We start from the raw sequence: 14230 nt of genomic DNA, 5'->3' as shown, positions 1-14230 counted from the left end.
AATAGCAAGGATTCAAAAAGGAGCTGTCCAATGTCATTTCCACAATTACATACCGTTACTTCCTATTCGCTTTTATCTAGTACGGTTAGGATTCGTTCCTATGTAAAACAAGCGAAAGCGTTAGGTTATCAAACATTAGCGATTACCGATATCAATGTCTTGCATGGGGCGGTTGAATTTTATGAAGCATGCCAAGAAGCGGGAATTCAACCAATTATCGGTTTAAGATTAGAATATACCCCAGCAGAAAAAGAAGGGCATTCCGAATTGCTTTTATTTGCTAAAAATTTAAAAGGGTATCAGCAATTAATGCAACTATCTAGCAGCAAAATGACGACAGAGGGTCCCTTTTACTTAGCAGAACATCAATCCTTATTAAGTGATTTATTTGCCGTGACTTTGTCAGCTAAAGGAGAAGTCGCCCAAACATTTTTTGAAGATGAACAACAAGCGGTTCACGCTTTCCAACAACTTGCTTCATATTTTGATCCCCAGTCGTTATTTGTTGAACATTCTTTTTCAATGAATCAACAACGCAATCCAGCGCTCTTTTCTTTTTACCAAAGAGAACAATTACCTGGCGTGGCTTTGCAAGAGGTACGTCATTTAACAAGGGAAGAAGGCTTTGCCGTAACTGTTCTTGAGAGCATCAAAGAAAATAATCAATTGAATATTACAAGCCAAACACCGGAAATAGAAGGTCTGAATTACTTGCGTGAAGCAGAGACGACGATGGAACAAATGCTTCAAATAGCTGGTGCAGAAGTGGTCCAGAATACGATTCAGCTAGCTGAAAATTGCCGAGTTGACATTCCTTTACATCAAAAATTATTACCGCATTTTCCTGTGCCTGATAATCAAACGGCTGGTTCTTATTTACGCACATTGTGTTTAGAAAAATTACCAGAAAGAGTGCCTCATCTAAATGAAGTTTACCAAAAACGATTAGAAAAAGAGTTAACCATCATTCACAATATGGGCTTTGATGATTACTTTTTAATCGTTTGGGATGTGATGGACTTCTGTCATAACAATCAAATTGTTACAGGCGCTGGCCGAGGTTCAGCTGCAGGCTCTTTAGTGTCCTATGTGTTATCAATTACAGATGTAGATCCAATCAAATATGATTTGCTTTTTGAACGTTTTTTGAATCCAGAACGCTACACGATGCCCGATATTGATTTAGATATTCCTGATAATCGGCGGGAGGAAGTTTTAGCTTATGTCAGTCAAAAATATGGTCATTATCACATGGCGCAAATTGCCACGTTTGGTACGATGGCTGCGAAAATGGTTTTACGGGACGTTGCACGTGTTTTCGGGTTGTCCCAGAGTGAAGCGAATCGTTGGTCGGCAGCTGTCCCAAACAAGCTGAAAATTACGTTAGAAGAAGCGTACCAAGAGTCGAAACGGATGCAAGAATTGGTCAATTTTTCACCAAATAATCAATTGCTCTATAAAACAGCTGTTCAGCTAGAAGGATTGCCTCGTCATGTTTCTACGCACGCAGCAGGTGTGGTAATTAGTGATGAAAATCTTTTGAATTTGGTTCCGTTACAACCAGGATCGAATGAAATTTTATTGACCCAATTTACTATGAATGATGTTGAAAAAATTGGTCTTCTGAAAATGGATTTCTTGGGCTTAAGAAATTTATCCATCATTGATGATACCCTCACAGCTGTTAAACGCGTCTATAATCGAACCATTCGTTTAAATCAGATTCCATTAGATGACGAAACAACGCTGGCTTTATTTAGAAAAGGGGAAACAAGTGGCGTTTTCCAGTTTGAATCTGCTGGAATTCGGAATGTATTAAGAAAATTAGGGCCAACTAGCATTGAAGATATTGCTGCTGTCAATGCCCTGTATCGTCCTGGTCCGATGCAAAATATTGATGTTTTCATCCGCCGGAAAAAAGGCTTGGAACAAATTAGTTATCCAGAGCCTAGTCTTGCCCCCATTTTAGAAAATACGTACGGAATTATTGTTTACCAAGAGCAGATTATGCAAGTTGCTGCGAAAATGGCAGGCTTCTCTTTAGGGCAAGCTGACATTTTACGTCGGGCCATTAGTAAAAAGAAAAAAGATGTGCTAGATGAAGAACGGAATCATTTTGTTAATGGTGCGTTACAACAAGGCTATCCCAAAGAAACAGCTAACCAAGTGTACGATTATATTGAGCGCTTTGCTAATTATGGCTTTAACCGCTCGCATGCATTTGCCTATTCCTTTATTGGTTTTCAAATGGCTTACTTGAAGGTTCATTATCCGAGTGCTTTTTATGTCGCATTGTTGCATTCTGTTCGTCATAATCCAACAAAAATCAAAGAATATATTGGCGAAGCTAGAAAAAACAAGCAGACGATTTTGCAGCCGTCAATTAACCAAAGTCACTACAGCTTTTACCTAAATCAGCAACAGCAAATTTTATTTGGTTTTAGTTCTTTAAAAGGAATCCGCCGAGACTTCATTCAAAATATTTTAAATGAACGCCGAGAAAATGGACCGTACAAAACGTTCGATGAGTTTCTTTTGCGAATTGACCGTAAGTGGTTGAAAGTTGAAAATATCGAACCATTGATTGCCATCGGTGCATTTGACGAAATTGCACCCAATCGCCGTCAATTAGCGGTAGGTTTAGAGAGTAATATCCAAAGTATTCTTCTCAGCGGTGGTAGTATGGATTTGTTAGAAACGTTGAAGCCAAAGGAAGAAGAAATTGCCGATTATCCGCTAGAAGAGCGACTAGAACAAGAAGAACAATATTTAGGGGTCTATTTATCAGGACATCCGACAGAAGAGTTCAAAAAAACACGCTTAGCCAAGCAAACGCAACTTGTTCATGAACTTGTTGAAAATCAGCCCACGAAATTATTGATTTATGTCAAAAACATTCGGACGATTCGGACCAAAAAGGGAGAACAAATGGCCTTTGTTGATGGGGATGATACAACAGGAAGTATTTCACTAACGTTGTTCCCAACTGTTTTTCGCCAGTTAAGACAGAGTGTCGAGAAAGGGCAAGTTTATTATGTGGAAGGAAAAGTGGAACGCAGTACGTACAATCAAGAATTGCAAATATTGGTTCAACGAATAGAAAAAGCGCAACAAGTAGAAACATCAATTAGTGACGAAACGTGTTTTATCAGAATTACAAAAGATGTCGAACAAACGGACGTTTTTCAGAAAATGAAAGAGGTACTCAGTCGTCATGCTGGACACATTCCAGTGATTGTCTATTTTGAAAAAACAGGAAAGAAAATAGTATTAAATGAAGAAAATTGGGTCGCTCATACAAGCGCTAGTCAGCAACAATTAGCTTACGTTTTAGGCGAGCAAAACGTCATTTTCAAATGATTTACGGTAAAAAATACTAGTTGTTTTCAACTTTTTTCATTTTTTTCTTCTTAACTCAAGACATTTTGGTTCTTTAATGGTAAAATGAATGACGTAATATTTTTGTATATCAATTTTTGCGAAAAGGTTTCTTTTGGCAGTTGAAAGTATATTATATGAGGTGAAATAGCGAATGAAACGCATTGGTATTTTAACCAGCGGGGGAGATGCCCCTGGAATGAACGCTGCAATTCGTGCAGTCGTACGCAAAAGTATTTTTGATGGAATCGAAGTTTACGGTATTAACTATGGATTTGCCGGTTTAGTCGCAGGCGACATCCGTCGTTTAGATGTTGCTGACGTTGGCGATAAGATTCAACGTGGTGGAACATTCTTGTACTCTGCTCGTTATCCTGAATTTGCTACTGAAGAAGGGCAATTAAAAGGAATCGAACAATTGAAAAAATTCGGTATTGAAGGCTTAGTTGTTATTGGTGGAGACGGTTCTTATCATGGCGCAATGGCTTTGACAAAACGTGGTTTCCCCGCTGTTGGAATTCCTGGAACAATTGATAATGATATTCCTGGAACAGATTTCACAATCGGTTTTGATACAGCAATTAACACTGTTTTGGAATCAATTGACCGAATTCGTGATACAGCGACTTCTCATGTTCGTACATTCGTTATCGAAGTAATGGGACGTAACGCTGGTGATATCGCATTGTGGTCAGGCGTGGCAGGCGGAGCAGATGAAATCATTATTCCTGAACATGATTTTGATATGAAAAACGTTGCCAAACGTATTCAAGAAGGCCGCGACCGCGGGAAAAAACATTGCTTAATCATTTTAGCAGAAGGCGTAATGGGCGGAAATGAATTTGCTGATAAACTTTCTGAATACGGTGATTTCCATACGCGTGTATCAATTTTAGGACACGTGGTTCGTGGGGGCTCGCCAAGTGCTCGTGACCGTGTATTAGCAAGTAAATTTGGGTCATATGCTGTTGAACTTCTAAAAGAAGGCAAAGGCGGTTTATGTATCGGTATGTTAGATAACCAAGTAGTTGCAGCTGATATTATTGACACGTTAGAAAACAATAAACACAAACCAGATTTATCTCTTTATGAGTTAAATCATGAAATTTCTTTTTAATCTTGTATATTAGCTAATCTTATTAGCTTTGTATAAACAAATTTGGAATAGGAGCGTTTTAGTAATGAAAAAAACGAAAATCGTATGTACGATTGGACCAGCTAGTGAATCCGTTGATATGCTAGTAAACTTAATTAATGCAGGTATGAATGTTTGCCGTTTGAACTTTTCACATGGTGACTACGAAGAGCATGGTGCTCGTATTAAAAACATTCGTGAAGCTGTAAAAATTACAGGGAAACGCGTAGCGATCTTACTAGATACAAAAGGTCCTGAAATCCGCACAAATGACATGGAAAATGGCGCAATCACAATGAAAATTGGTGATTCAGTACGTATTTCTATGACAGAAGTTTTAGGAACAAATGAAAAATTCTCAATCACTTATCCAGAATTAATCAATGATGTAAACGTAGGTTCACACATTCTTTTAGATGATGGTTTAATCGATTTAGAAGTAACTGATATCGACCGTGATGCAAACGAAATCGTAACAGTTGTTAAAAACGAAGGCGTCTTGAAAAACAAAAAAGGCGTTAACGTACCAGGCGTTTCTGTAAACTTACCAGGGATCACTGAAAAAGATGCTAACGATATCCGTTTCGGAATTGGTCAAGGAATTGACTTTATCGCAGCTAGCTTCGTTCGTCGTGCTTCTGACGTTTTAGAAATCACTAAAATTTTAGAAGAAGAAAACGCAACACACATCCAAATCATTCCTAAAATCGAAAACCAAGAAGGTATCGATAATATCGATGAAATCTTAAAAGTTTCTGATGGTTTAATGGTTGCTCGTGGTGACATGGGTGTTGAAATTCCAACAGAAGATGTTCCAGTTGTCCAAAAAGCTTTAATTAAAAAATGTAATGCTTTAGGTAAACCAGTTATCACTGCAACACAAATGTTAGATTCAATGCAACGTAACCCACGTCCAACACGTGCGGAAGCAAATGACGTAGCAAACGCAATCTACGATGGAACAGATGCAGTAATGTTATCAGGCGAAACTGCAGCAGGGGATTACCCATTAGAAGCTGTTCAAACAATGGCTCGTATTGCAGTTCGTACAGAAGAAACATTAGTTAACCAAGATTCATTCGCATTGAAATTATATAGCAAAACAGATATGACTGAAGCAATCGGACAATCTGTTGGCCATACAGCACGTAACTTGGGTATCCAAACAATCGTTGCGGCAACAGAATCAGGCCATACAGCACGTATGATCTCTAAATACCGTCCAAAAGCACATATCGTTGCAATTACGTTCTCAGAACAAAAAGCACGTAGCTTATCATTATCATGGGGTGTTTACGCAACAGTTGCTGACAAACCATCAAGCACAGATGAAATGTTTAATTTAGCTTCAAAAGTATCACAAGAAGAAGGTTATGCTTCAGAAGGTGATTTAATCATTATCACTGCTGGTGTTCCAGTTGGCGAAAAAGGCACAACAAACTTAATGAAAATTCAAATGATCGGTTCTAAATTAGTTCAAGGTCAAGGTGTCGGCGAAGAAGCAATTATTGCAAAAGCCGTTGTGGCAGGAACTGCTGAAGAAGCAGTTGCTAAAGCGACTGAAGGAGCTATTTTAGTTACAAAAACAACAGATAAAGAATACATGCCTGCAATTGAAAAAGCATCAGCATTAGTTGTTGAAGAAGGTGGTTTAACTTCTCATGCAGCTGTTGTAGCGATTGCGCAAAATATTCCAGTTATCGTAGGTGCTGCAGATGCAACATCATTAATTAATAATGACGAAGTGATTACTGTTGATCCTCGTCGTGGTATTGTTTACCGCGGAGCAACAACAGCTATCTAAGTCTAATTAATTCAATCATTTGATTTTAAGCAATATGTACTCGGACGCAAAGCTGGGACAAACCGATTCGTCAGTTTGTCTCAGCTTTTTTTACAAGGAAGACAGTAGTATGAAATGTTCAGAAACACGTATTCAGTAAATAAAGAGTTGGGCGCAAATAGTAAAATTATGTCTGAGTTTTAAATTATTTATGTTATTTCACACAAAAATTTTGTTATTTAATTAAATAAGCGCTAAGTTATCTTCAACAGAAAAACAATTATAAAAAAAACGAAAGAAAAACAGGAAATAAGAAAGGGATGTCAAGAAAATTTCATTGACAAAGCTTTCATACCCCTGTATAATAGCTTTTGTTGCTTAGGAGTGATAATTATGAAGTGGTCTTTGTTAGAATTAAATAAATACAAAGAAGAGCCGCTAGTGTTTTCAGAAACATTGCATCTTAAAGAAGAGCTTCTTCAACGAGATGATGCCTTGTTGGATGTAAGTCCAATCAAAGTAGAAGGCTTATTAGCAGTCAATAAATCAGAATATTTACTTCATTACACTATTCAGGTAACTGTAACCGTTCCTTCATCCCGTTCTTTAGAACCTGTGGCTTTGCCAATGCAAATCACGGTCGATGAAGTCTTTATGACAAAAGAACAAATGGATACAAGAGATGAACGATTTGCAGCTGAAGAGATTATTTTATTGGACAAGCCAACAATTGATTTAGATGAATCTGTCGAAGACAACATTCTATTGTCCATTCCAATTCAAGTGCTTACAGAAGAAGAACAAAACAGTCAAGAAATGCCAAGTGGCAATGACTGGGAAGTGATTTCAGAAGAAGCATATTTGGAAAGTAAGCAGAAAGCAGCAGAACAAACAGTGGATCCTCGTCTGGCTAAACTATCAGAATTACTCAGCGATAATGCTGAAGAGGAAGATAACAGCTAGGTTGGAATATATTGTGTATGTAAATACACGCATCTTTACAAGGAGGTGGAACAACAATGGCAGTACCAGCTAGAAGAACTTCTAAAGCGAAAAAAGCAAAACGTCGCACACACTACAAATTAACAATCAAAGGCTTAAATGCATGCTCAAACTGTGGTGAAATGAAAAAAAGCCATCACGTATGTCCAGCATGTGGTCACTACGATGGAAAAGACGTAATGTCTAAAGAAGCATAAGCATAAAAACATTTTTTGAAATGTTGAATCCCCTAGGCTAACCATGGAGCCTAGGGGATTTGTATTTTTTTAAGAAAATATGAAGAAATTGGAAATTTATTGGCACTATATTGTTTTCATATGAAAGATAGTGCGTTATAATAGTGAGGATTATAAGAGAATGCTCATAGAATTTTCGTTGATTATAATATAGGAGGTCATAAAATGACAAAACAACAATTTGGCGTAGTCGGCATGGCTGTCATGGGAAAAAATCTTGCTTTAAACATTGAAAGCAGAGGCTATACAGTTGCGCTGTATAACCGTACAGGATCAAAAACAACAGAAGTGGTTGAAGAACATCCTGACAAAAACTTTCAAGCAACATACTCAATTGAGGAATTTGTGAATGCGATTGAAAAACCTCGTCGAATTATGTTGATGGTTAAAGCTGGACCTGCAACAGATGCGACAATCCAAGAATTGTTACCACACCTTGATAAAGGCGACATCTTAATTGATGGCGGTAATACGTTCTTCAAAGACACAATGCGACGTAATGAAGAACTAGCAAACTCAGGAATTAACTTTATTGGTACTGGCGTTTCTGGCGGAGAAGAAGGAGCCTTGAAAGGACCATCTATCATGCCTGGCGGACAAAAAGAAGCGTATGAGTTAGTTGCGCCAATTCTTGAAAAAATTTCAGCTAAAGCAGAAGACGGTGAACCATGTGTGACTTACATTGGCCCAAATGGTGCTGGACATTATGTAAAAATGGTTCATAATGGGATTGAATATGGGGACATGCAATTAATTGCTGAATCCTACGATTTAATGAAACAAATCTTAGGTTTATCTGTTGATGAAATGGCAGAGATTTTCAAAGAATGGAACGAAGGCGAATTAGACAGTTACCTTATCGAGATCACGGCTGACATTTTGACACGTAAAGATGATGAAGGAACCGACCAACCAATCGTTGATGTTATTCTTGATGCAGCAGGCAACAAAGGAACAGGTAAATGGACAAGCCAAAGTGCGTTAGATCTTGGTGTACCATTACCATTAATTACAGAATCAGTATTTGCACGTTTTATTTCGGCTTACAAAGAAGAACGCGTAAAAGCAAGTGGCATTTTATCAAAACCTGCAGCCTTTAACTTTGCAGGCGATAAAAAAGAATTGATTGAAAAAATTCGCGAAGCATTATACTTTAGTAAATTAATGAGTTATGCGCAAGGTTTTGCACAACTCCGTGCAGCTTCTGAAGAATACGGATGGGATTTACCATTTGGTGAAATTGCAAAAATCTGGCGAGCAGGTTGTATTATCCGTGCACAATTCTTACAAAAAATTACCGATGCATATGAAAAAAATCCAGCACTTGAAAACTTGTTGTTAGATGAATACTTCGTAGAAATTACGAAAAAATATCAACAAGCCGTTCGTGAAGTTGTTGCGATTGCTGTTCAAGCAGGTGTTCCTGTACCAACATTCTCATCTGCAATTGCTTATTACGATTCTTATCGTTCAGATCGCTTACCAGCGAATTTAATTCAAGCACAACGTGATTACTTCGGTGCTCATACGTACGAACGCACAGACAAAGAAGGAATCTACCATTACAGCTGGTACAACGAAGAATAAACATGCTGGAGACCATGAGTGTGGCTCACCATGCTCATGGTTTTACTGTGGCTTAAAAAAGAACCAGACAGATTGAGTAGTAATTCTCTAATAAGTAGTAAGGAATAAAAAGGTTGAGCTTGAGTATAGCTTTTAAAGAGAAAGGACAATTAATCAAATGAGCAACATTTTAATTATTGAAGATGAAAAGAACTTAGCGAGATTCGTTGAGCTTGAATTAAAACATGAGGGGTATACGACAGAAGTACACTACAATGGTCGTACAGGATTGGAAGCCGCTCTTAACAACGAATGGGATGCTATCCTTCTTGATTTGATGTTACCAGAATTAAATGGATTAGAAGTATGTCGCCGTGTTCGCCAAGTGAAAAATACACCAATTATTATGATGACTGCGCGTGATTCAGTAATTGACCGTGTTTCTGGTTTAGACCATGGAGCGGATGATTATATTGTTAAACCATTTGCAATTGAAGAATTGTTAGCTCGTTTACGTGCGTTACTTCGTCGTATTGATATTGAGGGCGATAAAAACGTTGCAAAACAAACAACGATTACATATCGTGACTTAACAATTGAAAAAGAAAATCGTGTCGTTCGTCGTAATTCTGAAATGATTGAATTAACAAAACGCGAATACGAATTACTATTAACGCTAATGGAAAACGTGAACGTTGTCTTGGCACGTGATGTGTTACTAAATAAAGTTTGGGGCTATGAAACAGAAGTAGAAACAAACGTTGTGGATGTATATATCCGCTACTTGCGAAATAAAATTGACGTACCTGGAGAAGAAAGCTACATCCAAACTGTCCGTGGAACTGGCTACGTTATGCGTTCGTGAGAACTAATTAATGAAAAGAACGATTAAAAAAGAACTGGAAGGCCCATCTTTAACTATAAAGTGGGCTTTCGCAAGTTCTTTCTTTATATTTGTAGTTTTTACCATTTTTGCGGTGATTACCTATAAGTCTTCTGTCAGTCTTATTGTTGCCAAAGAAAAGGAAAATGTCGAAGCAACGATTGCAGAAGTAACAAATCGATTAGCTAATGCCAATGAAAATTTAACGGTAACAGACGTTTTTGACTATTTAAAAACGCCGAGTGAAAGAGATGAAAACTACTATAATAAGCATACAGCAGTAGAAGGTTCGTTTATGGAAATGGACAGTTTCATATCTGAACTAGGACAACCAGAACTTTATTTATCTGTGTATGACACAAACCAAAAGCTAGTTTTTAAAACACAAAATGAATATGATAAGTTATTACAATTGGATCGACAATTACCTGTTGTTCGAACCGTTTTTGATAAAACCGGTTTTTATTCCGTGGAACCTATTTTTTCAAAAGAAACACGAGAAAAAATTGGCTATATTCAAGCGTTTTATGAACTTTCTTCTTTTTATGAAATTCGTAATCATTTATTATTAACACTTGTAGTTTTAGAAGTGATTTCTCTGATTGTAAGTAGTGTCTTAGGCTTTATCCTCTCTTCTTATTTCTTAAAACCATTAAAAGTATTGAGAGACACGATGGATACAATCCGCAAAGACCCGCAATCAGATGTCCACATGCCGGAGATTAATACGAGAGATGAGTTAGCAGATATCTCGGAAATCTTTAATGAAATGTTAGATCGTATGAGACGCTATATCGAACAACAAGAGCAGTTTGTTGAAGATGTTTCCCATGAATTAAGAACGCCCGTTGCGATTATGGAAGGCCATTTAAACCTTTTAAATCGTTGGGGGAAAGACGATCCTGAAATTTTAGATGAATCATTAAAGGCCAGTTTACAAGAAATTAGTCGTATGAAGAGTTTGGTCCAAGAAATGCTTGACCTTTCACGCGCTGAACAAGTGGACACCCAATATGCAAATGAACGAACAGATGCTAAACAAGTAGTCTACCAAGTATTTAATAACTTCCAATTGGTTTATCCTGAGTTTCATATCACATTAGATGACGATTTACCAACCGAAGTTGAACTGAAAATCTATCGTAATCACTTTGAACAATTGCTAATTATTCTATTAGATAATGCGATTAAATATTCAACAGATCGAAAAGAAGTGCATATTTCCATTTCTCGAACGATGAATGAATTTGAAATAGCTGTGCAAGATTTTGGTGAAGGAATCACTGAAGAAGACTTGGAGAAAATATTTGATCGATTCTATCGAGTAGATAAAGCCCGTGCAAGAAATAAAGGCGGTAATGGCTTAGGTCTATCGATTGCAAAACAATTAGTCGAAAACTATAAAGGACGTATTGATGCAGAAAGCGTATTGCATCAAGGAACAATCTTTAGAATTTTTATTCCAATCGCTGGAATAAAAGAAGAGAGCAACGTACAATAAAGTACGTTGCTTTTTTTACGAATGATTAACGAACATTTCAGTAAGAGAAAAGGGATTATAAGATAAAGAAACGAATGTTTTCTTTGCAGAAAATATTCATCGTTCGAAATTGAAAAAAATGTTATTTTTCTGCAAAATAATAGTTGCGTTTTAGAAAAATCCTTGGTATATTAATATCTGTTCTGACAAACAGTTCGTTAAGAAAAAAGTTTTAAAAAGTTAAAAATTTTTCTTGACGAAAAGATAAATAACATGTTAGAATAACAAAGTCGTTAAAGAGATTGCTTTTAAATCAATCGTTTGATCAAAAAAACTTTGTTATAAAATAACAAAAAAGTTTAAAAAAGTTGTTGACAAACAACTGAGATAATGATAAGATATAGAAGTTGTCACAACAGACGACAACAACCGAGCAAAACAACTTGAAAAAACTTTTGAAAAAAGTTCTTGACGTTCAAACGAAAGTTTGTTATGATATAAAAGTTGCTGCGAGGTAACGTAGACCTTTGAAAACTGAACAAAGAATAGACGAACCAAATGTGTAGGGCGTCTTGATTCAATTCAAGACAACAAACATTTTTAACAAGCAAGCAATATGCTAGCAAACAAATTGAGCTTAACAATCGCAAGATTGTTCTAACTTTTATTATGAGAGTTTGATCCTGGCTCAGGACGAACGCTGGCGGCGTGCCTAATACATGCAAGTCGAACGCTTCTTTCCTCCCGAGTGCTTGCACTCAATTGGAAAGAGGAGTGGCGGACGGGTGAGTAACACGTGGGTAACCTACCCATCAGAGGGGGATAACACTTGGAAACAGGTGCTAATACCGCATAACAGTTTATGCCGCATGGCATAAGAGTGAAAGGCGCTTTCGGGTGTCGCTGATGGATGGACCCGCGGTGCATTAGCTAGTTGGTGAGGTAACGGCTCACCAAGGCCACGATGCATAGCCGACCTGAGAGGGTGATCGGCCACACTGGGACTGAGACACGGCCCAGACTCCTACGGGAGGCAGCAGTAGGGAATCTTCGGCAATGGACGAAAGTCTGACCGAGCAACGCCGCGTGAGTGAAGAAGGTTTTCGGATCGTAAAACTCTGTTGTTAGAGAAGAACAAGGACGTTAGTAACTGAACGTCCCCTGACGGTATCTAACCAGAAAGCCACGGCTAACTACGTGCCAGCAGCCGCGGTAATACGTAGGTGGCAAGCGTTGTCCGGATTTATTGGGCGTAAAGCGAGCGCAGGCGGTTTCTTAAGTCTGATGTGAAAGCCCCCGGCTCAACCGGGGAGGGTCATTGGAAACTGGGAGACTTGAGTGCAGAAGAGGAGAGTGGAATTCCATGTGTAGCGGTGAAATGCGTAGATATATGGAGGAACACCAGTGGCGAAGGCGGCTCTCTGGTCTGTAACTGACGCTGAGGCTCGAAAGCGTGGGGAGCAAACAGGATTAGATACCCTGGTAGTCCACGCCGTAAACGATGAGTGCTAAGTGTTGGAGGGTTTCCGCCTTTCAGTGCTGCAGCAAACGCATTAAGCACTCCGCCTGGGGAGTACGACCGCAAGGTTGAAACTCAAAGGAATTGACGGGGGCCCGCACAAGCGGTGGAGCATGTGGTTTAATTCGAAGCAACGCGAAGAACCTTACCAGGTCTTGACATCCTTTGACCACTCTAGAGATAGAGCTTTCCCTTCGGGGACAAAGTGACAGGTGGTGCATGGTTGTCGTCAGCTCGTGTCGTGAGATGTTGGGTTAAGTCCCGCAACGAGCGCAACCCTTATTGTTAGTTGCCATCATTTAGTTGGGCACTCTAGCGAGACTGCCGGTGACAAACCGGAGGAAGGTGGGGATGACGTCAAATCATCATGCCCCTTATGACCTGGGCTACACACGTGCTACAATGGGAAGTACAACGAGTCGCTAGACCGCGAGGTTATGCAAATCTCTTAAAGCTTCTCTCAGTTCGGATTGCAGGCTGCAACTCGCCTGCATGAAGCCGGAATCGCTAGTAATCGCGGATCAGCACGCCGCGGTGAATACGTTCCCGGGCCTTGTACACACCGCCCGTCACACCACGAGAGTTTGTAACACCCGAAGTCGGTGAGGTAACCTTTTTGGAGCCAGCCGCCTAAGGTGGGATAGATGATTGGGGTGAAGTCGTAACAAGGTAGCCGTATCGGAAGGTGCGGCTGGATCACCTCCTTTCTAAGGAATATTACGGAAATACACATTTCGTCTTTACTTTGTTCAGTTTTGAGAGGTCTACTCTCAATCAAATAAATTCGGGGCCTTAGCTCAGCTGGGAGAGCGCCTGCTTTGCACGCAGGAGGTCAGCGGTTCGATCCCGCTAGGCTCCATTGATAGCTTTTGCTATCAGATTCGTTCATTGAAAACTGGATATTGAAGTAAAAAGAATCAAAACAAACCGAGAACACCGCGTTGAATGAGTTTTTTAATAAGTTCAATTGCTTATTTATTGATTAACCTTCTATCGCTAGAAGAAGTGATCAAGACCCAACCGTAAGGTTGATAAGGTTAAGTGAATAAGGGCGCACGGTGGATGCCTTGGCACTAGGAGCCGATGAAGGACGGGACTAACACCGATATGCTTTGGGGAGCTGTAAGTAAGCTATGATCCAGAGATTTCCGAATGGGGGAACCCAATATCTTTTATAGGATATTACTTTTCAGTGAATACATAGCTGATTAGAGGTAGACGCAGAGAACTGAAACATCTTAGTACCTG

At 38.9% G+C, this 14230-nt stretch carries 8 protein-coding genes, 1 tRNA gene and 2 rRNA genes (1 of these 11 running past the window's edge); all 11 read left to right on the top strand.

All coding sequences use genetic code 11. The features are described 5' to 3' along the window. Window positions 1–30: 30 nt before the first annotated feature. A complete protein-coding gene (dnaE, locus tag IGK86_RS10240; RefSeq protein ID WP_002366416.1) occupies window positions 31–3360 on the top strand; it encodes a DNA polymerase III subunit alpha in 3330 nt (1109 codons plus the stop codon). A gap of 172 nt (window positions 3361–3532) precedes the next feature. After that, on the top strand, window positions 3533–4495 hold the full coding sequence (gene pfkA / locus IGK86_RS10235) for a 6-phosphofructokinase (protein ID WP_002355947.1): 963 nt from the start codon (window positions 3533–3535) through the stop codon (window positions 4493–4495). A 64-nt stretch (window positions 4496–4559) separates the two neighbouring features. Then, entirely contained in the window at window positions 4560–6317 is a 1758-nt protein-coding gene (pyk, locus tag IGK86_RS10230; RefSeq protein WP_002355949.1) for a pyruvate kinase, read from the top strand. A gap of 372 nt (window positions 6318–6689) precedes the next feature. Continuing rightward, window positions 6690–7259 (top strand): YceD family protein, encoded by a 570-nt coding sequence (locus IGK86_RS10225; RefSeq protein WP_016617642.1) that lies wholly within the window; start codon window positions 6690–6692, stop codon window positions 7257–7259. A gap of 56 nt (window positions 7260–7315) precedes the next feature. Further along, on the top strand, window positions 7316–7495 hold the full coding sequence (rpmF, locus tag IGK86_RS10220; protein ID WP_002355952.1) for a 50S ribosomal protein L32: 180 nt from the start codon (window positions 7316–7318) through the stop codon (window positions 7493–7495). 204 nt (window positions 7496–7699) lie between these two features. Continuing rightward, the gene (gene gndA, locus IGK86_RS10215; protein ID WP_002355953.1) at window positions 7700–9121 is read left to right on the top strand and encodes an NADP-dependent phosphogluconate dehydrogenase; all 1422 of its coding nucleotides are present in this window, start codon (window positions 7700–7702) and stop codon (window positions 9119–9121) included. Between the two features lie 157 nt (window positions 9122–9278). After that, window positions 9279–9965: a response regulator transcription factor gene (locus tag IGK86_RS10210; RefSeq protein WP_002355954.1), complete on the top strand. Its 687-nt coding sequence runs from the start codon at window positions 9279–9281 to the stop codon at window positions 9963–9965. Window positions 9966–9975: 10 nt separating this feature from the next. Continuing rightward, entirely contained in the window at window positions 9976–11484 is a 1509-nt protein-coding gene (locus IGK86_RS10205; protein WP_002363430.1) for a HAMP domain-containing sensor histidine kinase, read from the top strand. A 644-nt stretch (window positions 11485–12128) separates the two neighbouring features. Next, window positions 12129–13689, top strand: a 16S ribosomal RNA gene (locus tag IGK86_RS10200). Between the two features lie 79 nt (window positions 13690–13768). After that, window positions 13769–13841 (top strand) — tRNA-Ala (locus tag IGK86_RS10195). Window positions 13842–14017: 176 nt separating this feature from the next. After that, a 23S ribosomal RNA gene (locus tag IGK86_RS10190) occupies window positions 14018–14230 on the top strand (it continues 2700 nt past the right edge of the window). Together the 16S and 23S rRNA genes with 1 tRNA gene alongside form the textbook arrangement of a ribosomal RNA operon.

Origin of the sequence: Enterococcus sp. DIV1206 (assembly GCF_051712485.1) — a bacterium.
Classification (GTDB): Bacteria; Bacillota; Bacilli; order Lactobacillales; family Enterococcaceae; genus Enterococcus; species Enterococcus faecalis.
The sequence above is the reverse complement of the archived record's forward strand: the minus strand, read 5'-3'. Positions and strand labels throughout refer to the sequence as shown.

What these genes read in the sequence shown, in the direction of transcription:
- dnaE (WP_002366416.1), top strand. Translation starts at nt 31, where the DNA reads ATGTCATTTCCACAATTACATACCGTTACTTCCTATTCGCTTTTATCT.
- pfkA (WP_002355947.1), top strand. Translation starts at nt 3,533, where the DNA reads ATGAAACGCATTGGTATTTTAACCAGCGGGGGAGATGCCCCTGGAATG.
- pyk (WP_002355949.1), top strand. Translation starts at nt 4,560, where the DNA reads ATGAAAAAAACGAAAATCGTATGTACGATTGGACCAGCTAGTGAATCC.
- IGK86_RS10225 (WP_016617642.1), top strand. Translation starts at nt 6,690, where the DNA reads ATGAAGTGGTCTTTGTTAGAATTAAATAAATACAAAGAAGAGCCGCTA.
- rpmF (WP_002355952.1), top strand. Translation starts at nt 7,316, where the DNA reads ATGGCAGTACCAGCTAGAAGAACTTCTAAAGCGAAAAAAGCAAAACGT.
- gndA (WP_002355953.1), top strand. Translation starts at nt 7,700, where the DNA reads ATGACAAAACAACAATTTGGCGTAGTCGGCATGGCTGTCATGGGAAAA.
- IGK86_RS10210 (WP_002355954.1), top strand. Translation starts at nt 9,279, where the DNA reads ATGAGCAACATTTTAATTATTGAAGATGAAAAGAACTTAGCGAGATTC.
- IGK86_RS10205 (WP_002363430.1), top strand. Translation starts at nt 9,976, where the DNA reads ATGAAAAGAACGATTAAAAAAGAACTGGAAGGCCCATCTTTAACTATA.